The organism is Edaphobacter modestus (assembly GCF_004217555.1).
Taxonomy (GTDB): Bacteria; Acidobacteriota; Terriglobia; order Terriglobales; family Acidobacteriaceae; genus Edaphobacter; species Edaphobacter modestus.
On sequence record NZ_SHKW01000001.1, the window covers coordinates 636037 to 661572 of the forward strand.

Annotated in this window: 19 protein-coding genes; 15 read left to right on the forward strand and 4 right to left on the reverse strand. The window is 58.8% G+C overall.

Features of this window, described 5'->3' with window-relative positions; all coding sequences use genetic code 11:
- The first annotated feature begins 116 nt into the window (after positions 1–116).
- The 7 genes from BDD14_RS02600 (at position 117) to BDD14_RS02630 (ending at position 8323) form a co-directional block, all read left to right on the forward strand.
- The gene (locus BDD14_RS02600; protein ID WP_130417439.1) at positions 117–2093 is read left to right on the forward strand and encodes a peptidylprolyl isomerase; all 1977 of its coding nucleotides are present in this window, start codon (positions 117–119) and stop codon (positions 2091–2093) included.
- A gap of 146 nt (positions 2094–2239) precedes the next feature.
- Positions 2240–3820, forward strand: a complete 1581-nt coding sequence (malQ, locus tag BDD14_RS02605) for a 4-alpha-glucanotransferase (protein WP_242617685.1) — start codon at positions 2240–2242, stop codon at positions 3818–3820.
- Between the two features lie 33 nt (positions 3821–3853).
- Positions 3854–4039 (forward strand): hypothetical protein, encoded by a 186-nt coding sequence (locus tag BDD14_RS02610; protein WP_130417440.1) that lies wholly within the window; start codon positions 3854–3856, stop codon positions 4037–4039.
- Positions 4036–4608 carry a 3-hydroxyacyl-CoA dehydrogenase NAD-binding domain-containing protein gene (locus BDD14_RS02615; protein WP_130417441.1) on the forward strand — a complete coding sequence of 191 codons (573 nt, stop codon included), beginning with the start codon at positions 4036–4038 and terminating at the stop codon, positions 4606–4608. The genes BDD14_RS02610 and BDD14_RS02615 overlap by 4 nt, the downstream gene beginning before the upstream one ends.
- A 117-nt stretch (positions 4609–4725) precedes the next feature.
- Positions 4726–5982, forward strand: coding sequence for an ABC transporter permease (locus tag BDD14_RS02620; RefSeq protein WP_130417442.1), 1257 nt, complete (start codon positions 4726–4728; stop codon positions 5980–5982).
- Between the two features lie 4 nt (positions 5983–5986).
- The gene (locus BDD14_RS02625; protein WP_130417443.1) at positions 5987–7225 is read left to right on the forward strand and encodes an ABC transporter permease; all 1239 of its coding nucleotides are present in this window, start codon (positions 5987–5989) and stop codon (positions 7223–7225) included.
- A gap of 237 nt (positions 7226–7462) precedes the next feature.
- On the forward strand, positions 7463–8323 hold the full coding sequence (locus BDD14_RS02630; RefSeq protein WP_130417444.1) for an alpha/beta hydrolase: 861 nt from the start codon (positions 7463–7465) through the stop codon (positions 8321–8323).
- Here BDD14_RS02630 and BDD14_RS02635 read toward each other — a convergent pair.
- Positions 8310–10361 (reverse strand): ABC transporter ATP-binding protein, encoded by a 2052-nt coding sequence (locus tag BDD14_RS02635; protein ID WP_130417445.1) that lies wholly within the window; start codon positions 10359–10361, stop codon positions 8310–8312. The two genes, BDD14_RS02630 and BDD14_RS02635, sit on opposite strands and share 14 nt — an antisense overlap.
- A 50-nt stretch (positions 10362–10411) precedes the next feature.
- Positions 10412–11188 (reverse strand): DUF1223 domain-containing protein, encoded by a 777-nt coding sequence (locus BDD14_RS02640; protein ID WP_165419889.1) that lies wholly within the window; start codon positions 11186–11188, stop codon positions 10412–10414.
- A 169-nt stretch (positions 11189–11357) separates the two neighbouring features.
- Between BDD14_RS02640 and recN the strand changes: the two genes are divergently transcribed.
- The 8 genes from recN (at position 11358) to BDD14_RS02680 (ending at position 21035) form a co-directional block, all read left to right on the forward strand.
- Entirely contained in the window at positions 11358–13049 is a 1692-nt protein-coding gene (gene recN, locus BDD14_RS02645; protein ID WP_130417447.1) for a DNA repair protein RecN, read from the forward strand.
- 398 nt (positions 13050–13447) lie between these two features.
- Positions 13448–14461 carry a 4-hydroxy-3-methylbut-2-enyl diphosphate reductase gene (locus BDD14_RS02650; protein ID WP_130417448.1) on the forward strand — a complete coding sequence of 338 codons (1014 nt, stop codon included), beginning with the start codon at positions 13448–13450 and terminating at the stop codon, positions 14459–14461.
- 56 nt (positions 14462–14517) lie between these two features.
- On the forward strand, positions 14518–16542 hold the full coding sequence (shc, locus tag BDD14_RS02655; RefSeq protein WP_130417449.1) for a squalene--hopene cyclase: 2025 nt from the start codon (positions 14518–14520) through the stop codon (positions 16540–16542).
- A 40-nt stretch (positions 16543–16582) separates the two neighbouring features.
- On the forward strand, positions 16583–17713 hold the full coding sequence (gene hpnH / locus BDD14_RS02660) for an adenosyl-hopene transferase HpnH (protein WP_130417450.1): 1131 nt from the start codon (positions 16583–16585) through the stop codon (positions 17711–17713).
- Positions 17714–17718: 5 nt separating this feature from the next.
- Positions 17719–18165 carry a hypothetical protein gene (locus BDD14_RS02665; RefSeq protein ID WP_130417451.1) on the forward strand — a complete coding sequence of 149 codons (447 nt, stop codon included), beginning with the start codon at positions 17719–17721 and terminating at the stop codon, positions 18163–18165.
- A gap of 59 nt (positions 18166–18224) precedes the next feature.
- A complete protein-coding gene (hpnA, locus tag BDD14_RS02670; protein WP_130417452.1) occupies positions 18225–19235 on the forward strand; it encodes a hopanoid-associated sugar epimerase in 1011 nt (336 codons plus the stop codon).
- Positions 19232–19948: a 5'-methylthioadenosine/S-adenosylhomocysteine nucleosidase family protein gene (locus BDD14_RS02675; protein WP_130417453.1), complete on the forward strand. Its 717-nt coding sequence runs from the start codon at positions 19232–19234 to the stop codon at positions 19946–19948. Before hpnA ends, BDD14_RS02675 begins: the two co-directional genes overlap by 4 nt.
- A 34-nt stretch (positions 19949–19982) precedes the next feature.
- The gene (locus tag BDD14_RS02680) at positions 19983–21035 is read left to right on the forward strand and encodes a zinc-dependent dehydrogenase (RefSeq protein ID WP_242618215.1); all 1053 of its coding nucleotides are present in this window, start codon (positions 19983–19985) and stop codon (positions 21033–21035) included.
- 24 nt (positions 21036–21059) lie between these two features.
- Here the strand turns inward: BDD14_RS02680 and BDD14_RS02685 are convergent, their stop codons facing one another.
- Positions 21060–22508, reverse strand: coding sequence for a sigma-54-dependent transcriptional regulator (locus BDD14_RS02685; RefSeq protein ID WP_130417455.1), 1449 nt, complete (start codon positions 22506–22508; stop codon positions 21060–21062).
- Positions 22501–25461 carry an ATP-binding protein gene (locus BDD14_RS02690; protein ID WP_130417456.1) on the reverse strand — a complete coding sequence of 987 codons (2961 nt, stop codon included), beginning with the start codon at positions 25459–25461 and terminating at the stop codon, positions 22501–22503. The genes BDD14_RS02685 and BDD14_RS02690 overlap by 8 nt, the downstream gene beginning before the upstream one ends.
- Positions 25462–25536: the final 75 nt, after the last annotated feature.

Here is a 25536-nt window from a genome sequence, read left to right on the forward strand (position 1 = left end):
TTGCCCTGCATCCAGTGCGGCTCCGTGAATGGTGCATGCTCTGGCTTCGCAAATTCCGGGCGTCCGCACATCCGTATCTGACGGTGGCGTTTTAAAGTGAAGGTCTTCAGTCAAGCATGATTCGTATTCTGCAAAAGGACAACCGCATTACGAAGATTCTCTTTGCTGTCATCATCGGTTTTGCAGTCGTCACCATGGTGATCACGCTCGTTCCCGGTATCTTTGACAACTCTTCGGTGAACGATGCAAATGCTTTCGCCACGGTACGAGAGCCGGGGTTGCTGGGAAAGCTCGGCATCGACAGCTCCACCGTAAAAATGACGGAAGTCAATCAGCTTGCTTCCCGGCAGTTGCAGCAGCAGCATCTGCCGGAGTTTCTGCTGCCTTATATGTCGCAGCGGGCGGGCCAGATTCTGGTCCAACGACAGATCCTGAAACATGAGGCCGATCGCCTCAATCTGCAGGCCAGCGATGAAGATTTGCGCCGTGAGTTGGAAACCGGACCATTCGCGCAGTATCTGTTCCCGGCCGGCAAGTACATCGGCGACGACGCCTACATGAACTTTGTTCAGAACTTCTTCCAGGTGAGTCGCGCTGATTTCGAATCACAGATCAAGAGCGACATGGAGTTGCAGCGGCTGCAGGCTCTCATCACAGGTGGGGTAAGCGTCTCCGATAAGGCGGTTCGCGAGGCTTACAAAGCCCAGGGCACAAAAGCTAAGTTCGACTATGCAGTCATCTCGGCAGATGACCTGCGCAAGACAATCAACCCATCTGACGCCGATCTTGAGAAGTTCTTTAAGGACAATCAGGCTCGCTACGCAACCGCCATTCCTGAGACCCGAAAGATTCAGTACGTATCCTTCGATGCCTCCAATCTGCCCGGAGGCAAGCCTCAGATCTCTGACTCTGAGGTGCAGACCTACTACAACCAGCATCAGGCGCAGTTCCAGGTGAAGGAGCAGGTGAAGGTACGCCACATCCTGATCGCGGTTCCCTCCGGAGCCGATAGTAAGACCGACGCGGCGGCAAAGGCCAAGGCCGACGATCTGTTGAAGCAGATCAAGGGCGGAGCAAACTTTGCCGATCTGGCCAGCAAGAACTCCGACGACCCGGGCAGCAAGCCCCAGGGCGGTGAGTTGGGCTGGCTCGACCGCGGCCGCACAGTTCCCGAATTTGACAAGGTGGCCTTCACGCTTGCGCCGGGACAGACCTCCGACGTAGTCAAGACGCAATTCGGCTATCACATCCTGCAGGTTGAAGAGAAAAAGACCGCTCACCTGCGGCCGCTCACCGAAGTAAAGGCGGAGATCGTTCCCATCCTTGAACAGCAGCGTGTCGGAGCTGCCGAGCAGACCTACGCCTCACAGCTTGCTGCAGATGCGAAGAAGAACGGCCTGGAGAAAGCTGCTGCATCACGTGGTCTGCACGCCGTTGCCACAGACTACGTCGCCAAGGATGGTGTGATCGCCGGACTTTCGGATGCCTCGGCTCTCCTTACCCAGGCTTTCTCTGTAGTCAAGGGTGCGGATCCGGCATCGGTCTCGACCGGAGACGGATTTGCGGTCTTTCAGGTGACGGATATCAAGGCTGCCCATGCCCCGGCCTTTGCCGAGTACAAGACACACATCCTCGACGACTATCGCGAGCAGCAGGTGCCGCTTCTTCTGAACACGCAGCTCGCCAAGCTTGATGATCGCGCGAAGGTTCTCAACGATCTCAAAAAGGCAGCGGACGAGATGAAGATACCGGTAAAGACGAGCGATCTGGTCGCGCGCGACACACAGGTTCCCGAGATCGGTTCCATGGCAGGACCCGCCTCAGTCGCCTTCACCCTGAACAAAGGCGGAATCTCAGCACCGATTAACCTCGGACGGGCAGGCGTCGTGCTCGCAGTGACTGATAAGCAGGAGCCGACTGCCGAGGACATTGCCAAAAACTTCGATCAGACTCGCGAGCAGCTGGTCAATTCGCAGCGCGAGGAACTCTTCCGCGTTTATGTGGGGAATCTGACCAAGAAGTATGAGGATGCCGGCGCGATCCGGTATTCGAAGCGTCAGGCCGCGGCGCCTTCATTGCCCGCCGGCAACTGAATCCCTCCGCAAGCTTGAACCCACCTACAGGGCCTGTTCCTCCAATGGACGGGCCCTTGATTTTTGGCATCAGACGAGTCAAACGACCGGCGATTGCCGGCCTCCTCCTATAGTAGAGAAGGGCATCAATCACAAAAGGGGTTGCGATGAGTGGTGAGGTGATCAATGAGCAGCGATTGTCCGGGGTCCTGTTGCATGTAACGTCGCTGCCTTCCTACGGTGGTATAGGAGACTTCGGCCCAGCCGCGTATGCATTTGTAGACTTTCTGGTCCAGGCCAAACAGCGGCTCTGGCAGGTGCTCCCGCTCAGTCCCACCGGATATGGAAGCTCCCCTTATTCAGCGCTCTCGGCCTTCGCGGGCAATCCGCTGCTCATCAGTCTGGAGAAGCTGGCAGAGGATGGCTGGCTTTCCCGGGAGCGTATTGCTGGTCTGGCAGGCCACGACGGTGCGGTGGACTTCGACCGAGCCGTTCTTGAAAAGATCCCCCTGATTGTGGAGGCAGCAGATAACTTTCTCCAGCATGCTCCAGAACAGGCCAGGGAGAGATTTCAGCAGTTTTCCCAGCGCAACATCTCCTGGCTTGCCGACTATGCCATGTTTAGCGTTCTCCGACGCAGGTTTGACTTTGCCGCCTGGAATCATTGGCCGGAGGAGTTCGCCCATCGTCGAGACGACGCGATGAGCGAAACACTGAATACCTATGGTCACCAGTTGGCTATCGAACAGGTCATTCAATTCTTCTTCGACGAACAATGGTGTGCGTTAAGAAAGTACTGCGCAGAACGAGAGATTCGTATCCTGGGCGACGTGGCCATCTTCGTCAGCTACGACAGTGCTGACGTATGGACCAATCCTGAGGTCTTTGACCTCGATGACGAGCTCAGGCCCTTGCGAGTCTCGGGCGTACCGCCTGATTATTTCTCCGTGACCGGTCAGCGCTGGGGCAATCCACTCTATAAATGGCAGGCGCTTGCCGAACGCAGCTTCGATTGGTGGGTGGCACGAATTCGCCGCTCGCTCACCCTCTACGACATGATCCGGCTCGATCACTTCCGAGGGTTTGAGGCTTGTTGGTCGATTCCGGCCGAAGAAGAAACCGCGGTCAACGGTGTCTGGGTTAAAGCTCCGGGCGTCGAGCTTTTTAAGCACTTGAAGAACGTCTTCGGCGAGCTCCCATTTATCGCCGAAGACCTGGGGCTGATCACCCCGGAGGTCGATGAACTGCGAGAACAGTTCCAGATGCCGGGAATGCGGGTACTTCAGTTCGGCTTTTCCGATCGAGGCAGTCACCTGCATCTGCCCCACAGCTTCGTGCCCAATACCGTTGTCTACACGGGCACCCACGACAACAACACGACTCTTGGATGGTGGACGGACGACATAAGCGAGCTCGAGCGCAGGCATCTTCAAACCTACCTTCAGCCCATACGTCACGATGGAGATGTCGTCTGGGCGCTTATGCGTGCCGCCGCTCGCTCGGTGGCGAACATCTGTATCTTTCCCCTTCAAGACGTCTTGCACCTTGGAAGCGAGGCGCGGATGAACATCCCGTCAGCTTCCAATGGAAACTGGTCATGGAGATACCAATCGGATGCGCTTCATCCGGACTTTGCAGTCCAATTAGCAGATCTGATGGAGATGACGGATCGAGACGGGTACGTTCCCCCAAAGCCCGAGCCTGTCCCGATCGTCAGCCATACGGCAGAGGCCGCCCAGAACGTTTAGACTGAGAACGTAATCTCAAACTCAGGAGCATCCATGCCTCTCTCTGGCGAAGCCATCCGTACCATGAACTACGTTGACGATATCTCGGTGACGCTGCGGCGCATCCTCGCGGTCCTGCCTTCACTGACCGAGGAAGAGCGGCAGCGGGTAGCCGATCACATCAAGCGTGCCGATCCCAGCTACGACTCCGTACTCGCAGCGGTGCAAGGAAAGAAATGACCGAAAAAGCCGGTCCGCAATCCGGCCACCCGATCCGGATCGTAGCCGTGATCGGAGCAGGGCAGGCGGGCCGGACCTTTGCCATGGCCTGCGCGGCCGCCGGCTTCTACGTTGTCCTCGAAGACGTCATGCCCTCCAACCTCCGAAAAGCAGAGATCGAATACTCCGATCTCAGTCTGCGCGGAGGCTACGGCGCTCTTGAACTTGCCTCCACCGTCGAAGAGGCCGTACGAGAAGCCGACATAGTGATCGACTTTGTTCCGGACGAGCTGGAGTCGAAGCTCGAGATCTTCAGCATGATCGACCGGATGGCACCTCCGAAGACAATCCTCTGCACACCCAGCCTGGCACTGAGCATTACCGACCTTGCCTCTTGCGTCTATCGGCCCGATCGCTGCGTTGCAGTCCGGGGAGAGCTTGTGAAGCAAGGCACGGTACAGGTTCTCCATCCCCCGGGGATTGATCCCGCCATTCTCCATTCCATCCAGGTTTTTCTGCGATCTTTGGGGGTTTCGCCACTCCCCATGCTGGATCCCGATATTTCAGTCCTTACTAAGAACCTGGCTTAGAGAGATTTACCCCTCCGTGGCCGGTGACAGGCCCTTTTCGGGTCTTTCGTCACAATGGGAACTCTTTTCTATCAATTTACGTATCGGAAGAGAGATATCTTAGGTCAAAGTATCGTCATGCGCGCTCTTCTGGACATCTTCGCCCAGGTCTTTCGCTCCATCGGGGCCAATAAGCTGCGCTCCTTCCTGACCATGTTCGGGATTGCCTGGGGAGTGGCGTCCCTCCTTCTGCTTATCGGTCTGGGGGAAGGCTTCCGCTCCGGCCAACGCCGAGGGCTGGCACAGCTCGGTCAGGATGTCATCATGACCTGGGGCGGGACGATCCCCGCGATGCCAAATCAGCACACCGGCATGAGGCCGTACAAGCTGACGGTGGCAGATGCCGAGGCGATTCGTAGCCAGGCCCAGCACGTGCGAAATGTGACCGCCTTTATTAATCGGGGCGACCTGAAGCAGGTGAGCGAATTTTCAAGCTCCGGCGGCTCCGTCATGGGAGTCCAGGCAAATTACCCGGAGATCCGAAATATCCCGGTTGACCAGGGCCGCTTCCTGAACTCCGATGACGTCGCCCAGCGTAGAAGGGTCGTTGTCCTTGGACAGAAGAACAACAAGTTGCTCTTTCCGGGAAGGCCTTCGCTGGCCGCCTTCATTACAATCAACGGAGCCAGGTTTCAGGTGATCGGTGTTGCCCAGAAGATCGGTCGCGGCAACAACGATGGGGACAATCAGCGTCTCTACATTCCACTGTCAACGATGCTTGAGCTGTTTCCTATGACCGGGGAGAATATTCCGCAGGACTCGGTCAGCTCCATTCAATACCAGCCGTCCACTCCTGATTTGAACGAGACCGCGAAGGCTGAGGTTCATCGCGTGATCGCGGAGAGGCACGGCTTCGATGCCAGTGTTAAAGATGCCTTCGAAGAGTGGGACACCATCAAGTCCGAGCGAACCGTTGGGCTGATCTTTACCGCGATGGACGTCTTTCTCGGCGGTGTAGGAATCGTCACGCTCGCTCTGGGAGCGGTCGGGATCATCAACATCATGCTGGTTACGGTCACGGAGCGGACCAAGGAAATAGGGCTTCGCAAGGCGCTGGGCGCGACCAACCGCAGCATTCTCACGCAGTTTTTTCTTGAGGGTCTGATGCTGACCGGCCTGAGCGGGATGATCGGAATTGTAGGAGCTGGAACTCTGATGTTCCTGCTCGGCAAGGCAATGGGAAACAATCAGATGGGCTTCGATCCTCCGCGACTGGTACCCTGGTCCGCGGCGATGGCGATGGGAACCCTGGTCCTGTGCGGGGTTGTCGCCGGGCTTTACCCTGCAAGCAAAGCCGCCGCGCTCGAACCCGTCGAAGCGCTGCGCAAGGAGTAGCTCGATGTTCAAAGACATCTTCCTGCAGGCGATGGAGGCCATGCGGTTCAACGGCCGGCGTACCACGATCACCATCGTCGGCATGGCGTGGGGGATTGCAACCGTCGTTCTCCTGCTCGCCTATGGGGCGGGCTTCGGCCGCGCCTTCGAGGCGATCTTTGCGCAGTGGGGAACCCACATGATCGGTGTCTTTCCCGGAACCACCAGCGAGCAGGCCGGAGGAGCGAAAGCCGGTATCAAGGTGCGGTTCAAACAGGACGATGTGGAGCGCATCCAGGAGACCGTGCCAGGGATCCTCCACGTCTCGCCGATGCTTTGGAAACAGGTACCGGTGCAGAACGACCTGCACACCTACACGTGGGAGGTCGATGGAGTCACGCCTGAGCTCTCCGACATCATGAACATGCAGATCGACGAGGGCAGATTCATCTCCGCGGCTGACATGCAGCAGCGCAATCATGTCGCCGTCATCGGGGCGGAGGCGAAGACGAAGCTGTTTTCGGGCATATTTCCGCTTGGACAGAAGATCCGGATCAATGGCATCAACTTCGAGGTGATCGGCGTTCTGAAGCCCAAGATGCAGGAGGGCGACGACAATATCAACCGGGTCAGCTATATTCCGTTTCCCACGATGGGCGACATCAAGGACACCAAATATCTCGACGGGATCTGGATGAACTATCACGGGGATCATATGGCGGTGGAGCGTGCCTTGCGCAACCAGATGGGAGCGGCGCATGGATTTCGTCCCACGGACAAGAACGCGATGTGGGTGGCGAATATCATGTCGCAACTGGCGCAGTTCCGCATTATCTCGCTCGGGTTGCAGGCTCTGCTGCTGTTCATCGGTGTGCTGACGCTTGGCATCGCAGGCATCGGGCTGATGAACATCATGCTGGTGAGTGTGCAGCAGCGGACGCGCGAGATCGGCGTCGAGAAGGCGCTCGGCGCTCGCAAGCGGCATATTCTCTTCCAATTTCTGGCTGAAGCCCTGGTCATCACAGGCGTCGGCGGACTCGGCGGCATCCTGCTCGCCTTTGCCGTGAGCAAGGTGGTAGGCGGAATTACCTTCTACAGCGCCATCGCCACCAACGCGAGTGGGGCGGATATCTACCTGCTGATCTCGCCTAACATTGTGATTGTGGCGACCACGGTACTCGTCCTGGTGGGTATCGTCAGCGGGATGATCCCGGCGATCCAGGCGGCGAACCTCGATCCTATCGAAGCGTTACGGTACGAGTAGCCACCCATAACTTATCGCGCAAAATCTTCGAACGAAACGACTTAGATCGGTACCCCGTCGTCCCTGCGAGGAGTGCCTCGGCTGCTGGGTACTCGTGGTTTGCTCAAATTAAGTATAGCGGGTGTGCGGCACCGAATCGGCACATGTATGTCTTTGATCTGGAGTCATTTAGGTGCAGACAGGGCTTGACAATGGGGAAAGACTGGAATCTTCTTCGGGGAAGAGGTGCAACGAGGCGTGGCGGGGATTCAGGGAAATAGCGGACAGGTGCGCGAGAGCGTTATCTCTTTCCTGCTGACTGTCGCGAGCAGGAGCCTGTTGCTTCGCGACAGATTGAACGGGCGAATGGCGGAACGGCTCAAGGGATTTCCATTCGAAGAGGAGAGGCTCTCGCTAAAGAGCGAGGGCAGGTGGATCTCCGCCGTTCATGTTAGAGCCGGCGCGAACGCTCCCACGTTTCTGATCTGTCATGGCATCGGTGAGCGGGTCGAATACTGGAGCGATGTTCAACTCCTGCTGCGAGAGATGGGGATCTCCTCGCTGGTCTTCAACTACACGGGGTTCGGCGCAAGCAGGGGCAGGGCACGCCCGGCACATTGCGAGCAGGATGCCATCGCTGCCTGCGCGGAACTTGTCCGCCGCGGCGCAGGAGCTATCTTTCTCCTTGGATTCTCGCTTGGGACAGGAGTGGCCGTCGCCATTGCGGAGCGTGTGCGCGTTGAAGGAGTCATCCTGTGCGAAGGGTTTTCTTCGCTACGAGAGGCTGCAACGGAGGCGGGACTGCCGGGATGGCTGACCTCGGTGGCGGCGGATCTCTGGTCGACAGAAAAGACAGTATGCCATCTCAAGGTCCCGGTGCTGGTGGTTCACAGCGATGGCGACCGGCTCTTTCCGCTTTCGATGGCCGAGCGGCTCGTGAAGGCCTGCGGCGACCGGGGAGAGGCGATCATCGTGAATGGACTGGAACATAACGCACCGATCTTCGGTGCTTCCGAGGCCTACTGGGGGCCAGTCGCAGAGTGGGCAAAGAGGCTGGCCGGACCAGAGGCGGCCGTACGGGGTTCTGAAGACGAGGGCGGGGCGGCTAGTCCGCGCTGAGTGGCTCGAGGGGAGCATCGACGCCGGTGCCTGTGCCAAGCTCCTGATCCTTGTACTGGAGCTGGTAGAGCTTCCAGTAGAGACCCCGCTGGGTGAGAAGCTCCTGATGGGTTCCTTGTTCGCGCAGCTGTCCTTTGTGCATGACCAGAATCGTGTCCGCACGCTGGATGGTGGAGAGACGGTGCGCGATGAGGATGGAGGTGCGTCCGGTGATCATGCGCGAGAGGGCCACGCGGACACGAAGCTCGGTGTCGGTGTCGACGGAGCTGGTGGCCTCGTCCAGGATGAGAATGCGTGGCGCGTGCGCAAGCGCACGGGCGAAGCTGATGAGCTGCTTCTGGCCGGTGGAAAGAGTGGCTCCGCGCTCCTGCACAGGCTCCTTGAACTTGAGCGGAAGCGAGCGAATGAAGTCGCCCACATTGACCTCGTCGCAGGCCTCTTCCAGTGCTTTGTCGGTAATCCATGTAGACCCGAGGCGGACATTATCGGCGATGGTTCCCGTGAAGAGAAAGGGGTCCTGCAGGACGACGCCGAACCGACGGCGGAGGGTGGTGAGGTCCTGCTGGCGCGCGTCGACGCCGTCGACAAGGATCTCGCCGCGCTGAATGTCGTAGAACCGCATCATCAGGCCGGTAATGGTGGTCTTTCCGGCGCCAGTGTGGCCGACGATAGCGGCAGTCTCATCGGGCTCGATCGTGAAGCTGACATCGCGAAGGATCCACTCGATGTCGGCGAAGGACCCGAGCTCTTCGGGAGTAGCGGCCTGAATGCGGGCTATCTGATGCTCATCGAGGTTCTGGTAGGTGAACCAGACGTTGCGAAACTCCACGCGGCCGGAGTTATCGCCGGGCGTGGGATGCGCGGGGGAGACGATCTCGGAGCTGGTGTCGAGGAGCTTGAAGACGCGCTCGGCTGCGGCCATGGCTGCCTGAAGGATGTTGTATTTGTCGCTGAGGTCCTGAATGGGACGGAAGAAGCGCTGTGCGTACTGGATGAACGCGATGAGAATGCCCAGGGTGACGGTGCCGAAGAGACTCCAGTGCGCGGGGCCGCCTGCAGCCGGGAGGTAGAGGTGATCGGACAGCCAGGTGTAAGTGTGGGTGTGAAGGACGCTGATTCCACCCCGCCATATCACAAGGGCGATGGCGGTAGAGCTGAGGAACTCGACGATGGGGTAGTAGAGTGCGTAGGCGAAGATGGCGTCGCTCCACGCTTTCTTGTTTTCGGCGTTGACAGAGGAGAAGTCGTCGAAGGCGCGGCGCTCGCGGTTGAAGAGCTGCACGATGGCCATACCGGAGACGTACTCCTGGGTAAATGTATTGATTCGCGCTGTAGCGGAGCGCTGGCGGCGGTAGCTGTCGCGGACGTGCTTGCGGAAGATCTTCGTTACATACAGGATGGCCGGGATGACGGAGATGGTGAGCAGTGCCAGCGGCCAGCTCATGCGCAGCATGATGATGACGATGAAGGCGAGGACGAAGACGTCTTCGAAGATGGCGAGGACGCCCGAGGTGAACATCTCGTTGAGGGCATCGACGTCGGAGGTGACGCGGGTGACGAGCCGGCCCACGGGATTGTGGTCAAAGAATGCGGGCGACATGCGCTGCAGGTGACGGAAGATCTGGCTGCGCAGGTCGAACATGATCTTCTGCCCGGTCCACTGCATCAGGTAGGTCTGCACGAACTCGAGGCCGAAGGTGATCACCAGAGCTCCCAGGTAGATCATGGCGAGTTGGGTAATGCCGGTGATGGCGGAGGGATCGAGGTGACGCGCGAGCCAGGAGAGCTGCGCCGGCGGCGTGTCTGTCATGTACGTGTCGACCGCGACCTTCACCAGGTAGGGTCCCATGACATCCGTAGCAGCCTTGATGAGGATGGCGATAGCAGAGAGGATGACCTGGAGCTTATAAGGGCGGAGATAGGTGAGCAGCCTCCGCATCAGGCGACCGTCGTAGACCTTGCCTACGACTTCGTCGTCTTGCGCGGGCTTTTTTGCAGGCTCTTTCGATGCGCTGCCGGGAGTCTTCTGATCGGCCATCTAGATACATTCTAGATGCTTAGCAAGGGGGTGGGATGCGAAAGTATGGGCTACGGCCTTGTTACGGTTTCAACCTGGGTGACGCCGCGCACGGCTCCCTGGTCGGGAAGCTGCGCAAAGACGATCAGGCGCATTTGATCGGGAGCGGCATCCGAAGGTGCACTGATCTTGAAGGGAACCGGGCCTCGGCCGAGATCCTGCAATTTACCGATGCGTTGAAAGGAGCGGGCGACGCTGACGTGGTTGAGTTGTTTGCCGCCGTTTTCGCCGGCTTTGACCTCGGAGAAGGCCGAAGGATCGACAAGCACGGCGTAGAGATCGCCACGCGGGAGCGTGGAGCCGCTGACAATGGCCGAGACTGAACTGGATACCTGCCTGCCCACGATGGCAGGAGCGGAGAGAGACAGCTCGATCTTAGGTGCCTGGACCGCCTGCCGGATGGCGGAGAGAGCCTTTGAGGAGTCGCTGCCCAGAAACTGAGACTGGCCATCGACGACCATCTGCGGGGTGTAGGGATCGTCGAAGTTGAGACGGGGAGCGTAAAAGTTCTGCCGCTGGGTGAACTGAGAGGAAGAGAAACGGTCGCGCCATCCCTGCCGGTCCCAGTAGTCGACGTGCTCCTCAAGAACGATGATGTTGGCGCTGGTGACGGGTTGCTCTTTTTGAAGCACGGCGAGGAGCTTGTCGGCGGGTGGACAGCTGGAGCAACCTTCGGAGGTAAAGAGCTCTACCAGCACCGGGGTACGTGTGGCCGACGCCTGTGGAAAGGCGGGAAAGGGAAGCGCGAGAAGAAGAACGGCGATCGAGCAAAACCGGATTGGGGTCACGGTGGGTCCTTTTTCGAGAAAACCGCACGGGCGGAATTCTACGCTGTTGGATGGAGGCGCGATATCTTCGGTCACAATGAAGCAGGGACCGAAGAAAGCGTCATGTGGATCGGACGGGGCGGAGATTTGCTATGCTCGGCGTACATTCGTTCGCTGAGGCCGAGGGAAGATGCTGCTCGAGTTACGTGCGGAAAACTATGCTGTGATCGACCGGGCTGTCGCCAGCTTCGGGCCGGGGCTGAACCTGATGACGGGCGAGACCGGAGCGGGTAAGTCGATTCTGATCGACGCGCTGCAGATGCTGCTGGGCGGAAAGGCCTCCTCGGACGTGGTGCGGCATGGGGAAGAGAAGGCCATTGTCTCGTGCATCTTCGAGATGACGCGGGGGGCCGGGGCGGTTCTCGAGACCAATGGGATCGATCCAGAAGGAGATGAGGTTCTTATTCGCCGTGAGATTGGAGCGAACGGCAAGGGACGGGTCTTCATTAACAACCAACCGGCGACGGTGGCCGTGCTGAAGCAGCTTGCTCCGGAGCTGGCGCTGGTTCACTCGCAGGGCGAGACGATGGGAGCCTTCGACCAGGCACAGCAGAGGGCGCTGCTCGACCGCTTCGGAGAGATTTCGACGGACACGGTAGCCGAAGCTTACGCTACGTGGCGGCAGACGACAGCGAGGCTTGCGGAACTGGAGGCTGATGAGCAGGATCGCCTGCGTATGGCAGACCTTTGGCGATTTCAGACGAAGGAGATCGCACAGGCAGGACTGACGGCGGAGGATGAGGATACACAGCTCGAGGGAGAGAAGCGCGTCCTGGCGAACTCTGAACGGGTGTATACGGCGGCGATGAGCGCGCATGAGCTGCTGTATGAGAGCGAGAACTCCGCGGAGACGACGCTGGGCGCCGCGTTGAAGCATGTGGAGGATCTGGCGCGGTTCGATGCGCGGTTTCAGGCTGCGGCGCAACAGCTGGGGACGGCAAAGGCGACGGTCGAGGATGTGGACGCCGAGGTAAGAGAGTTCGCGGAGAACATGAACGCGGCGCCGGGGCGGCTCGAGGAGATTGAGGATCGCCTGGCAGCGCTGGACCGGCTGAAACGGAAGTACGGCCAGACACTGGCTGAGGTCATGGCGTTTGGAGACGAGGCTGCGCGGAAGCTGGCTGAGGTCGATAACCGCGAGGCCCTGCTGGAAGAGCTGGAGGCAAAACAGGAGAGGGATGCGGCGGCTTATCGCGAATCGGCGAGCAAGGTGACGGCCGCACGGCGGGACGCGGCAAAGCGTCTTGAGAAGCTGGCAGTGGGGCAGATTAACGATCTGGCGATGAGTACGAGATTTGAAGTCAGGGTGAGTCCGGAGGAGACGCAGACGGGCTGGACGTCGCATGGATGGGACCAGGTGGAGTACCGGATTGCAACCAATGCAGGTGAGCCGTTGAAGCCGCTCGATGAGATCGCTTCAGGGGGCGAGATGTCGCGGGTGATGCTTGCGTTGAAGGTAACGGTCGAGGAGGGAGTGCAGGGTGGTGGAAAGAAGAAGAAGGCACCGTTGCCGCGGACCCTGGTCTTCGATGAGATCGATATCGGGATCGGCGGCCGGGCCGCCGAGGCCGTAGGCAGAAAGCTGAAGACGCTGTCGCGTGGGCAGCAGGTGTTGTGCATCACTCACCTGCCGCAGATTGCGGCGTTTGCGGACCAGCATTTTCTGATCGAAAAGACGGAGAAACGTGGACGGACACAGACGGAGATCCGGAAGATGGATGACGCGGAGCGCGCGCAGGAGATCGCCCGGATGCTGAGTGGAGAGAAGCTGACGGAGACGAGCCTGAAACATGCCGAACATCTGTTGGAGATGAGCCGCTGATAGCAGGATCCTGTCCGCTTCACACATCTCTCCACGATGGAAAGGCATCCGAAATAGGCATTGACTGGCCCTCCGGAGGGGCCTAGCGATGGCCAATACTCCCCAGAAATGTGCAAAGCAGGGTTGTAGCTGTATGGCACAGCCCGGCAGCAAATACTGCTCGACTCAATGCGAGGATTCGCGCAAGTTCATGACGCTGAGGTGCAACTGCGGACATCCTGATTGCGCGGGCTAGCTTTGGAGTCGGATGTATTGAAAACAAACTATTTAGGTTCGTCCGGCTAACGGGTTGCGCGGGTGGACGACTGGCTCGGGGCTTGCCGTGGGGGTGTTGTTTGTGCACCAGATGTGGTTCACCTCAAGGCATCTTTCCCGCATGAACGGGGTATACTCATCAAGTGACCACTACCATCCTCGATCCAGTTGCTGTAACCGAGAACGGCTCTTCCACGACAACCAAGCGCGTCCTTCTTCTCAAGCCCCGGGGCTTCTGCGCGGGAGTTGTGCGCGCAATCGATATCGTGCGGATTGCGCTGGAGACGTTTGGCGCACCGATCTACGTCCGTAAGGAGATCGTGCACAACAGTTACGTGGTCAACGATCTGGCGAAGAAGGGTGCGATCTTCGTCAATGAGCTCGATGAGGTTCCGGAAGGTGCACGGGTGATTTATTCGGCCCATGGCGTTTCTCCCGCAGTACGCCAGAGAGCGAAGGACCGCGGACTGAAGGTCGTCGACGCGACCTGCCCACTGGTGACCAAGGTGCACGTCGAGGCGATCAAGTTTGCCAGGCAGGGGTATTCGCTGGTGCTGGTGGGGCATCGGGATCACGAAGAGGTCGAGGGAACGCAGGGTGAGGCTCCCGAGGTAACGCAGGTAGTCTCGACGGTGGAAGAGGTCGAGGCGCTGGTGGTCCCGGATCCGAACAAGGTAGCCTATCTGACCCAGACGACGCTCTCGCTCGATGAAGCGAAGTACATGATTGACGCCCTGAAGAAGAAGTTTCCGAATATCGTGGGTCCGCATGCGCAGGACATCTGCTACGCGACGGAGAATCGTCAGACGGCGGTGAAGAACGTAGCCCACGGGGCGGATGTAGTCCTGGTGGTGGGTTCAAGAAACAGTTCGAACTCCAACCGCCTGGTGGAGGTCTCGCAGAACCTGGGGACAAACTCTTACCTTATTGATAAGGCCGAAGATATACAGCCGGAATGGCTCGAAGATGCCAAGACTGTCGCCGTAACCGCCGGAGCGTCAGCGCCGGAGGTACTGGTTCAGGAGGTTGTTGGTTATCTGCAGACGAGAGGCTACGGCTCCGTTGACGAGGTTGAGGTGATGCCCGAGAATGTGCGCTTTGGTCTTCCGCCTGAGATCGTTCAGGCGATTGCCTCCGCACCTCAGCCTGCACAGTAGGCGGAGGCCTGGAAGCAGCCGTTCCTCCCCGCTTCAACGGTTTCAGAGAGTCACAGATGATCAAAAGTTCCGATAACCCGCAGACGCCGAACCAGCCGCTGCAACCGCGGTTCGGCAGGCTGGACCTTGGCCTCGACCAGGTTTTGGATGGCATTCGTCGCGCCACGGACTGGCTGCTGGGTCAACAACACGAAGATGGCTATTGGTGTGGAGAGCTCGAAGCCGATGTGATGCTTGAGGCCGACTACATCTTTATGCACACGCTGCTTGGAACGGGCGAGCCCGGCAAAATGCAGCGAGCGCTGAACGAGATTTTGCGTCACCAGAACGAGGACGGAGGATGGAGTCTCTATCCCGGCGGTCCCTCGAATATCAACTATGGTGTGAAGTCTTACCTTGCCCTGAAGCTGATGGGATGGTCGAAGGATCATCCGGTTCTGGTAAAGGCTCGCGAGTGGGTTCTGGCCAACGGCGGCGTAGTGGAGTGCAACACCTTCACGAAGATCTACCTCTGTGCGCTTGGTCAGTACGATTACGACGCGGTTCCGGCTGTCCCGCCGGAGATCGTTCTGTTCCCGAACTGGTTTTACTTCAATCTCTACGAGATCTCTTCCTGGTCGCGGGGAATCCTGGTTCCACTGTCGATCATTTACGCGAAGAAACCTTTCAAGAAGCTGGCGCCGGAGCAGGGAATCGAAGAGCTTTTCGCTGGCGGCCGCCAGAATGCGAATCTCCATCTCCGCTGGGACAAGAAGAATCCAGTGAGCTGGAGGAACTTCTTCCTGTTGACCGACAGGATGGTGCACTGGTTCGAGCGCGTACATATCCGCCCGCTGCGCACGATGGCGATTCGCCACGCCAAGGAGTGGATGCTGGAGCGTTTCGAGAAGTCCGATGGCCTGGGCGCAATCTATCCCGCCATGCTGAATTCCATCGTTGCTCTGCGATGCCTGGATTACTCCTTCGACGACCCGCAGATGATCCGCGCGATGGATGAGTTCGAAAAGCTGGGGATCGATTGTCCTGAGGGCACAGTGGAATATCCCACGCCAACCTTCCGGATGCAGCCGTGCTTCCCGCCCGTTTGGGATACCGCGCAGGCGATCTACGCGCTTGGCGAGGCCGGGGTCCAGCGTGACGATCCACGGCTCCTCAAGGCCGCGGACTGGATTCTGTCGAAAGAGGTTCGAACCAAGGGAGACTGGGCCGAAAAGGTCAAGAATGTTGAGCCTGGAGGGTGGTACTTCGAGTTCAACAATGAGTTTTACCCGGATGTAGATGATACAGGCCAGGTTCTGCTTGCCCTGAGCTGCGTCGACAATCCTCGCGAGCGCTACCACTATGAAGTCTGCCAGAGAGCCTTGAACTGGATCTGGGCGATGCAGTGCAGGAACGGTGGATGGGCCAGCTTCGATAAAGACAACACCAAGATGATCTTCCAGTACATTCCCTTCGCCGACCATAATGCGATGCTCGACCCACCGACGGTCGATATTACGGGTCGCATGCTGGAGATGCTGGCGCAGTACGGATTTACCCGCAAGGATCCGAGAGTCGAAAAGGCAATCCAGTTCATCCTTAAAGATCAGGAGCCTGATGGAAGCTGGTTCGGCCGCTGGGGCGTCAATTACCTGTACGGCACGTTCCTTGTGCTGCGTGGCCTGGAGGCCATGGGCATGTGGAACCACGAGCCTGCCATCCAGCAGGCAGCCGAGTGGATTCGCATGGTGCAGAATACCGACGGAGGCTGGGGAGAGACCTGTGGAACCTACGATGACCCAAATCAACGGGGAATCGGGCCGAGTACACCCTCGCAGACGGCATGGGCGATTCTCGGCCTGCTGGCCGCAGGCGACACGCGCTCGGATTCGGTAGCCAAGGGAGTTCGCTGGCTGATTGAACGGCAGCATGAGGATGGAAGCTGGGATGAGTTGGTTCCGGGAAGAAATGGAGAGAGCTACTACACGGGAACAGGATTTCCCCGTGTGTTCTATCTGGGATATCACCTGTACAAGCAGTATTTCCCGCTGCTGGCTTTGACGACGTATCAACGCGCGATGACGCGCGAGGCGGCCGAATAGGCTCGCTGGACTACAGATTTGTTTTGGGAGGAAGCCCCGAATGGCCGTACCAATTTCGCAGGCCTGGACTGTTGCAACGTATGTCTTGAAGCAAAAGCTCAAAGGACAGAAGAGATATCCTCTGGTGCTGATGCTGGAGCCCTTGTTCCGCTGCAACCTGGCATGTGCGGGTTGCGGAAAGATTCAGTATCCGGCACACATTCTGAAATCGGAGCTGAGCCCGGAGGAGTGCTTCAGGGCAGTTGAAGAGTGCGGAACGCCGATGGTTTCGATTCCTGGTGGTGAGCCGCTCCTGCACCCGCAGATGCCGGAGATCGTCGCCGGTCTGGTTGCACGGAAGAAGTACGTCTATATGTGCACCAATGCGCTTCTGTTGAAGGAGAAGCTGCATCTGTTCAAACCGTCAAAGTATCTCTCGTTTTCTGTCCACGTGGACGGCGAGAAGGAGCATCACGACTTTTCGGTGTGCCGCGAGGGCGGCCACGATATCGCGATGGAGGGAATCCGCGCAGCAGTGGCTGCAGGCTTCCGCGTTACGACCAACACGACACTGTTCGACGGTGCCGACCCCAACAGCGTGCGCCGGCACTTCGATCAGTTGATGGAAGCTGGCGTCGAGAGCATGATGGTCTCGCCCGGCTACACCTATGACAAGGCCCCCGACCAGAACCACTTCCTCGGAAAGGCCAAGTCGCGCAAGCTCTTTCGCGCCATTCTGTCGAACCGGAAGAAAGCGTGGGAGTTCAACACCCACCCTCTCTTCGCCGAGTTCCTGATGGGCAAGCAGAACTTCGAGTGCACTCCCTGGGGAATGCCAACGTTCTCCATCTTTGGTTGGCAGAAGCCCTGCTATCTTCTTCAGGACGGCTACGCCGACTCTTTCACGGAGCTGATGGAGACGACCAACTGGGACAACTACGGCGCCAAGAGCGGGAACCCGCAATGCGCCAACTGCATGGTTCACTCGGGTCACGAGGCCTCGGCGGTCGATTACAACTTCGGCTCGCTGAAGGGTTTTCTCCTCACGGCAAAGAAGTACATGTCCCCCTCGCTCTACCCGGATGTCGAAGCTGAAAAGCTGCTGAACGAGTGGAAGCCAGCTCACGCTATGCCGCTGGTCCAGATCGAGAGTGCGACGAACAATCAACTTGAGCCGGTCTCGGGAGATTAGGTGCGATGGCGACAGAGCAGCAGGAACATCTGAAGATCGAGCAGCTTCGTCAGCAGAGCGCCGACGAGATTGAAACTATCGCCGGACGCGAGAAGGAAAATCTCGAGGGCTGGATTCCGGATCTGGCGACGGATGCGGAGATCCGAGAAGCTCTGGAGAAAGCCTTCGACTATCGCGGTGACGTGACCATCACGCGCAAGGATGGAACAAAGGTAGAGGGCTATCTCTTCGACCGTCGCTCCGGGTCATCTCTCGCGGATTCCTTCGTCAGGTTGATTCCAACCGGCGACAAGACGAAGGTCAATGTGAGCTATGGCGACATTGCCGCGCTGGCATTCACAGGACGCGACACGGCGGCGGGCAAGACCTTCGAGGCCTGGGTCAAGAAGTACTGGGAGAAGAAGGCAGCCGGGGAGAAAAATATCCAGATTGAGCCGGAGAAGCTGGACTAAGGCCCTCCGAACCTCACAGCTTCGGAGGCGTCGCCCGGGCGACCGGGGAAAGATGACACGTGCGCGTATTCATCACGGGAGCGACAGGCTTTGTAGGATCCCATGTGGCCCAGAAGTATGCGGCCGAGGGTGCACAGCTTTGTCTTCTGACACGTAAGACCAGCAGACTTGAGGGGCTGGAAGGTTTGGACGCAGACATTGTCACCGGCGACCTGCGGCAGCCAGAGGGCCTTCGCAGCGCGTTGACCGGATGCGATGCCCTGGTGCATGTAGCCGCTGATTACAGGCTGTGGGTGCGTGACCCGAAGGAGATGTACGCCGCGAACGTCGATGGCACCCGCGAGCTGTTACGGCTGGCCCGCGAGGTTGGCGTTGCACGTGTGGTCTATACGTCGAGCGTGGCGACGATGGGATTCAAGTCCGACGGCACGGTCGTGGATGAAGACACGCCTGTCTCGCTGGCGGACATGATCGGGCACTATAAGCGATCGAAGTTTCTGGGGGAGCAGGAGGCAATCAGGGCCGCTGTCGCGGGGCAGCATGTCATGATCCTGAATCCCACGACGCCCATAGGACCGGGAGATGCGAAGCCCACGCCGACGGGAAGAATTATCGTCGACTTTCTGAACCGGAGATTTCCGGCATACGTAGATACGGGCCTGAACCTGGTCGATGTGGGTGAGGTTGCACGCATGCATGTCGTCGCACTGGATCGCGGAACTCCTGGCGAGCGATACATTCTTGGCGGAGAGAATCTTACGCTGAAACAGATTCTCGATCGCATGTCGGCGATCACGGGATTGCCTTCCCCGACAAAGAAAGTACCTCATGCGGTGGCGATGGGCTTCGCGTTCTTCGACGAGATGATCACTGGAAGACTGCTGAAAAAAGAACCTCGCGCGACGGTCGAGGCCGTGCGGATGGGAAAGAAGATGATGTTTGCGTCTTCAGCCAGGGCGGAGCGGGAACTCGGATTCAAGGTGCTGCCAATCTACAATGCCCTGCGTTCGGCGATCGACTGGTTCGTAATGCATGGGTATGCTCATAGCTTCGATGGACCGAAGCTATGAGAGTGGGTATTATCGCTGCGCTTCCGGGTGAACTGAAGCCGCTGGTCCGAAACTGGGAGCGATACCGCTCCGGGGTGAAAGGGTTGTCGGTGTGGAGAACCACTCGCGAAGAGGATGAGCTGATCGCGGTCTGCGGCGGCATGGGCGCCAACGCAGCTCTACGCGCCTTTACGGCAGCGGAGTTTCTGGGCGCGCTTGATCTTGTTCTCTCGGTTGGATGGGCTGGAGCGTTGGCGCCGGAGATGAAGACCGGTGACTGTTACATTCCATCCGAGGTCATCGATGCACAGACAGGCGAACGCTTTCTGCTGACTGAGGGCAAGCGGAAGCTGCGATTGGTGACGACGCCACGTGTTGCAGATACGGAGGAGAAACGGCGGCTGAGTGAGAGCTATGGCGCTGCGCTTGTAGACATGGAGGCAGCAACTGTGGCTCGGCTGGCACAGATCCGGGGCGTGCCGTTCTGTTGCTTCAAGGCAGTCTCTGACGCTCCGGACGCGAAGTTGCCGGACCTGAATGGAGTTATTGATACGCAGGGGCAGATGCAGATGCTGCCGTTCCTTGCATACGTTGCGGTAAGGCCGGGATTCTGGGGTTCGCTGCTGGAACTGGGGAAGAACAGCTCGGTCGCGGCTCGTGCGATCGCTGAAAACGTGAATCGATTTTTAATGGAAAAAGATGTCGAACGAACGAACCAGACGGGAGCGGTTTAGATCAGTGAGTGGCGAGATAGAAGTTCCGAAGACGATGCGAGCCGCGGTCTATCGTGGCGTCAATGACGTGCGTGTTGAGACCGTTCCGGTCCCGGAGATCGGTCCGGGAGAAGTTCTGGTGAAAATCCACACCTGCGGAATCTGCGGGACGGACCTGAAGAAGATTCATACCGGGTCGCACTCGGCCCCTCGGATCTTCGGTCACGAGATGGCAGGCACCGTTGTTGCCGTGGGCGCGGGTGTAACGGACTTCGTGCCTGGCGACCGGGTGATGGCGTATCACCACATTCCCTGTGGCGAGTGCTTCTACTGCCGCAAACAGACCTTCGCCCAGTGCGAGACCTACAAGAAGGTCGGCTGCACGGCAGGCTTTGCGCCTTCTGGCGGCGGCTTCGCGGAGTACATTCGCGTGATGGACTGGATCGTGCGTCGGGGGCTCGTGAAGGTTCCTGACGGCATCCCGTTCGAGCAGGCAGCGTTTATCGAACCGACAAACACCTGTTACAAGGCGGTCGACATGCTTGCGCTGCAGCCGGACGAGACCGTGCTGGTGATCGGGCAGGGGCCTATTGGTGTTCTGCTGGCGGCGCTGGCGCGCAGAACGGGAGCAACAGTGTTGACGAGCGATCTCTATCCCGAACGTCATGCCGTTGCGGCGAAGTTCGGCCTCGACCATCCACTGGATGCCTGCGGCGATGTCGTTGCCGCAGCGAAAGCAGCCACAGAAGGCAGAGGCGCGGATGTGGCGCTGGTAGCCGTCGGAGGAAATGCGCTGATTCAGGTAGCGATGGATGCGATCCGTCCCGGTGGCCGCGTGATGCTGTTTGCAGCGACTCAGCATGGTGAGGCGCCGTTTGATCCTGCAGCAGTGTGCATGGACGAGAAGACGCTGATGGGTTCCTACAGTGCGTCCGTAGCGATCCAGGATGAGGTGACGCAGCTAGTTCTCGAGGGCTACCTCGCAGGTTTCGACCTGACCCAGTTGATCTCGCATCGCTTCTCCATTGAGGATGCAGTTGCGGCGATAGAGCTGGCCTCGAATCCGCAGCCTGATTCGATGAAGATTGTGATTCAGCCGGGCTCGTAATCGGCGCGGCTGAATCAGCGTGCTTCAGTCCCGATTGCGCTTCTTGATCTCCACGTTCAGCCGCTTGATCTTCTGGTTCAGCGTCGAGAGCGGGATGCGGAAGTATTCAGCGGCCTCGGTCTGATTCCAGTGGCAGCGCTCGAGGCGGTCGGCGATGATGCGGCGCTCGATCTCTTCCATCAGATCGAAGAGCGAGGCGTTCGGCTGCTGCTCAAGCAGGGTGGCCGAGTAGGTGTTGCCGGTAAGCTGCGCGGGAAGGAGCTCGGGATGAATGACCTTGCCGGTGGAGAGAACGACTCCGCGCTCCATTGCGTTTTCAAGCTCGCGCACATTTCCGGGCCACTCATAGTCCATCAGGATGCGCATGGCTTCGGGAGAGAGCGTGCGCTCCTCCATACCGTTCTCCGCTGCGTAGAACTTGAGGAAGTGCGAGGTGAGCAGAGGAACGTCCTCGCGCCGTGAGCGTAACGGGGGAAGCTCGAGTGTGATGACATTGAGCCGGTAGAAGAGATCTTCTCGGAAGCGTCCTGCTCGCGCGGCGTCCTGCAGATTGACGTTTGTCGCCGCGATGATGCGGACGTCGACCTGAATCTCCTGCGTTCCGCCAAGATGCATGAAGCGCCGGTCCTGCAGGACGCGCAGGATCTTGGCCTGCATGTCCATGGTCATGGTGCCTATCTCGTCGAGGAAGAGCGTGCCGCCATTGGCGACCTCGAAAAGCCCTTTCTTCGCGGAGACGGCAGAGGTGAAGGCTCCCTTGACATGGCCGAACAGCGTGGACTCGAGCAGATCAGAAGGAACAGCCCCGGTGTTGACCGGCACGAACGGGCGCTCGCGGCGTGGCGAGTTGGCGTGAATGGCTTTGGCGATCAGCTCTTTGCCGGTTCCACTTTCGCCCTGAATGAGCACGGTCGATCGGCTCGGAGCGATCTGTGCGACCAGATCGAAGAGCTTCAGCATCGGCTCGCTCTTGCCGACGATATGTTCGAAGTTATAGCGCTGCTTGAGCGTGCGCTTGAGCTGAACGACTTCCTCTTCGGCGCGGTGACGCGCAATCGCAGTGCGGATGTCGGCCAGCAGCTTTTCGTTGTCCCACGGCTTCTGGACGAAGTTTTCGGCGCCGGAACGAATCGCATCGACCACGTTGCCCATGGTTCCGAAGGCCGTGATCATGATGACGGGAAGCGTGGGATACATCTCCACAATGCGCGGAAGAAGGTCCATACCGCTCTCGCCGGGCAAAGCGAGGTCCAGCAGCAGCAGGTCGAACTGGTTGCGCGCAAGCTGTTCCATCCCAGAGACGCCCTCGGTCGCAAGCGAGACCGAGAATCCCTCAAGGGTCAACATGGTCTCGAGCGATTCACGAATCGCCGCTTCGTCGTCGATGATAAGAATACGGGGGCTTCCCGCGATATGGTCTGCAGTCCGATGAGTCGCGGACTCGGCGGCAGCATCTGTGCTGATGTCAGGCATGAATCGTCTTCCTATCGGGATCCTGCGCTATCTCAGGAGAGACCAGGGGCCGGGGGGCTGAGACAGGGAATTCAAGTTGGAAGGCGGTGCCCACACCGATCTCGCTTTCAACGTGAATCTTTCCGGCATGCTCCTGCATGATTCCGTAGGTTACAGCCAATCCCAGTCCGGTCCCTTTATGCCCACCTTCCTGCGGCTTTGTCTTCGTGGTGAAAAAGGGATCGTAGATGCGATGCAAATGCTCGCGTTCAATGCCGGCCCCGGTGTCTTGAATGCGGACCAGCACTCGACCCGCACCCCGGAAGGTGGCGATACGAAGTGTGGCATTAGGTCGTCCGAACATCGCGTCCTTCCCGTTGAGCATGAGGTTGAGAATCACCTGCTGGAGCTTACCGCGATTTCCATGGACGGGCGGAAGCTGAGGATCGAAGTTTGTCTCAACGCGAATTTGAGCGGTCTTGAGCTGATGCTCAAGCAGAACCAGTGTATCCCTCAGAAGGTCGTTGAGATCGACGCTGGCGAATTCACTTCCGCTGGTGCGCGAGAAATTAAGGAGGCCATTGACGATTTCAGAGGCACGGAACGTCTGTTGGGTGATCTTTTCAAGCACTGGAGCCAGGCGCTCGTCGTCGCGCATGTGCTTGGAGAGCATCTGCGCATAGCTGGAGATGACGGCCAGCGGCGTGTTGACCTCGTGGGCGACGCCGGCTGCCAACAGCCCAATGGAGGAGAGCTTCTCCGACTGAGTGAGTTGCGCTTCCATCTGGATACGGTCGGTAATGTCATCGACCAGGATGATGCGGCCGATCGTAATGAAGTTGCGCGTCACCAGCGGTGCGATGGCGATGTTGGCCACGCGCGATTCGCCCGAAGGAAGGGCGAGGCGGAATTTGTACAAGGTATGGGTACCCTGTTCCTCGCGGATGGCGTTGAAGCGCGTGACGAAGTCGGCAGGGAAGAGCTCGGAGATGGGCTGACGCAGTGCGCTGGCTCGCGGCCGCGCGAACAGGACCTCCATCTGCGCGTTCCAGCTTTCGACACGGTCATCGAGGTCGACGGCGAGGATCCCGATGTTGATTGATTCGACGATGTTCTCGTTGAATTCTTTAAGCCGCTCGAAATCGGTGATCTTCTGTTCGAGCCTGCGGTAAAGTTGCGCGTTCTGAATGGCGATGCCGATGTAGCCGGCCAGCGACTCGAGCACCTCCATCTCCTCGCTGGAGAGGAAGTCTCCGTCGTTGGTGCGGCCAAGCCCGATGATGGCGACCGTGCGGGTGCCGGAGCCCTCACGGTTGGCAACAAGACAGGGAACGTAGTAGTTCAGATCGAGCCGCGCAGCGGTCAGCCGCTGCATCTCCGGCAGGCGAAGCACCTGCTGGGGATTCTCGAGGAAGAGATGGTTATTGGCCTCAGGCTGGTCAAAGTCGAGAAAGCCGACGTCGATCGATTTGAGCTCGGCCGGCGAAAGATTGGTGAGGCCATGCGAGGCCGCCAGCTCGAACCGAGGTGCGGGGTGAGGTATGTCGGTCTCTGCAGCCAGGAAGACCGCGACGCGGGTGACAAGCAGCGCCTGAGGAAGCTGCTCCACGATGGAGTCGAGCAGAGCCCGGAGGTCGGTCTGCGAGTTGAGACCACGGCCGAACTCAACCAGAGTCTCGCGGTAATCAAAGCGCCTCTGGTCGAACATCTTGTCAACGCGTCCCTGGATGGCTCGCTTCAGCGGATCGAAGATGAGGCCAGTGACGACGATGGCTACCAAGAGTCCCCATGTTCGAAGGCTCGGTAGCCGGGCGTGTACCATCTCAGCCGTTACAGCGACCACGGCAAAGTAAAGACCAACCAGCGCCCCCGTGGCGAGAGTGTAGGTAACTCCCCGCTTGAAGATCAGATCGACGTCCATCAATCGATAGCGGACGATGGCCCAGCTGAACGTGAGCGGGAGAAAGACGAGAGAGAGGCCTGCCAGCTTGGTGAGAAGGCTGGGTACATGAATATCTGCCAGATACGGGATCGCGTAGATCAGCGTAAAGGGAGCAATGGCCAGAAGCGTACCGCGGGTAAGCCACTTGAGCTGCTGGCGTTCGAGCGCAGATTCCGCCCCGCGGTAACGTACTTGAAAGACCACAGCCGCAGTCACATAGTAAATAGCCAGATAGGCGACCGAGATCTGGTCGAGACGGTGACGAAGTTCCCCGGTCGCCGACCAGTACAGAATGGCCCAGCATTGCAGGCCGATGAGAAAGATTCCTGGAAGGTAGAGCGCTGCACAGAGGATTCGTCTGCGCAATCTGCTTGCGGGCTGTTTGTAGTCGTCGGAAAAATTGACTGCGAAGTGCAGGAACAGGGCAGGCTGCAGTGCTCCCGCAGCGATGTTGCCCCAGTAGATGATCCAGTCGAAGGTATCCAGCTCCGTCGTGTACTTGAACGAGTACAGCACGAACGAGACCAGACAGAAGACATAGAAGTGGGTCGACTTCGGGGCCGTCCAGCGCCGAAAGAGGACATAAAGGCCAATGCTGAGGTAGACGAGCGCAATAAACCGGAGGCCCTGATTGATGGACACGTCGGTAGGAACAAGGATGACCTGAATGTCGAGCTTGGCTGTATTGTTCAGGTTGGAGGCGTGGGCTCCAGGACGAAGAATCGAATAGGTCGCGTGTCCCCAGATGCCGCTGCGGAACATCTGACGGATCAGGGCAGATGTGCGGGCGACGGGATGCTCGTTGACTCCCACCAGGACATCCCCGGTGCGGACGCCGGCTCGGTCTCCTGGTGACCCGGCAGGAACGTATTGGGCCCGCAGCCCGCCCGTCGTCTCGATCCAGCTGATTCCATCGGTGGGAACTTCATAGCCGTTCTCGCGCTGCAGGTTGATGACCGCGAGGACGCAGGCCGCCAGCGTCGCGATGGCAAGGGCGACAGCCAGAATGCGCGTTTGGGCGGCGTCTTTCATGGGGCCTTTAAAAGAAAGTCAGAGCACATCGGATGCCAAACCTACTGCACAGGAATGGCGAGGGTTTGCATAGTT

Excerpts from the sequence above, each read along its gene's own strand:
- malQ (WP_242617685.1), top strand. The coding sequence starts at position 2,240 with ATGAGTGGTGAGGTGATCAATGAGCAGCGATTGTCCGGGGTCCTGTTG.
- BDD14_RS02665 (WP_130417451.1), top strand. The coding sequence starts at position 17,719 with ATGGCGACAGAGCAGCAGGAACATCTGAAGATCGAGCAGCTTCGTCAG.
- BDD14_RS02625 (WP_130417443.1), top strand. The coding sequence starts at position 5,987 with ATGTTCAAAGACATCTTCCTGCAGGCGATGGAGGCCATGCGGTTCAAC.
- BDD14_RS02685 (WP_130417455.1), bottom strand. The coding sequence starts at position 22,508 with ATGCCTGACATCAGCACAGATGCTGCCGCCGAGTCCGCGACTCATCGG.
- BDD14_RS02680 (WP_242618215.1), top strand. The coding sequence starts at position 19,983 with ATGCGAGCCGCGGTCTATCGTGGCGTCAATGACGTGCGTGTTGAGACC.
- BDD14_RS02675 (WP_130417453.1), top strand. The coding sequence starts at position 19,232 with ATGAGAGTGGGTATTATCGCTGCGCTTCCGGGTGAACTGAAGCCGCTG.
- BDD14_RS02610 (WP_130417440.1), top strand. The coding sequence starts at position 3,854 with ATGCCTCTCTCTGGCGAAGCCATCCGTACCATGAACTACGTTGACGAT.
- hpnH (WP_130417450.1), top strand. The coding sequence starts at position 16,583 with ATGGCCGTACCAATTTCGCAGGCCTGGACTGTTGCAACGTATGTCTTG.
- BDD14_RS02620 (WP_130417442.1), top strand. The coding sequence starts at position 4,726 with ATGCGCGCTCTTCTGGACATCTTCGCCCAGGTCTTTCGCTCCATCGGG.
- BDD14_RS02615 (WP_130417441.1), top strand. The coding sequence starts at position 4,036 with ATGACCGAAAAAGCCGGTCCGCAATCCGGCCACCCGATCCGGATCGTA.
- BDD14_RS02690 (WP_130417456.1), bottom strand. The coding sequence starts at position 25,461 with ATGAAAGACGCCGCCCAAACGCGCATTCTGGCTGTCGCCCTTGCCATC.
- shc (WP_130417449.1), top strand. The coding sequence starts at position 14,518 with ATGATCAAAAGTTCCGATAACCCGCAGACGCCGAACCAGCCGCTGCAA.
- BDD14_RS02600 (WP_130417439.1), top strand. The coding sequence starts at position 117 with ATGATTCGTATTCTGCAAAAGGACAACCGCATTACGAAGATTCTCTTT.
- BDD14_RS02635 (WP_130417445.1), bottom strand. The coding sequence starts at position 10,361 with ATGGCCGATCAGAAGACTCCCGGCAGCGCATCGAAAGAGCCTGCAAAA.
- recN (WP_130417447.1), top strand. The coding sequence starts at position 11,358 with ATGCTGCTCGAGTTACGTGCGGAAAACTATGCTGTGATCGACCGGGCT.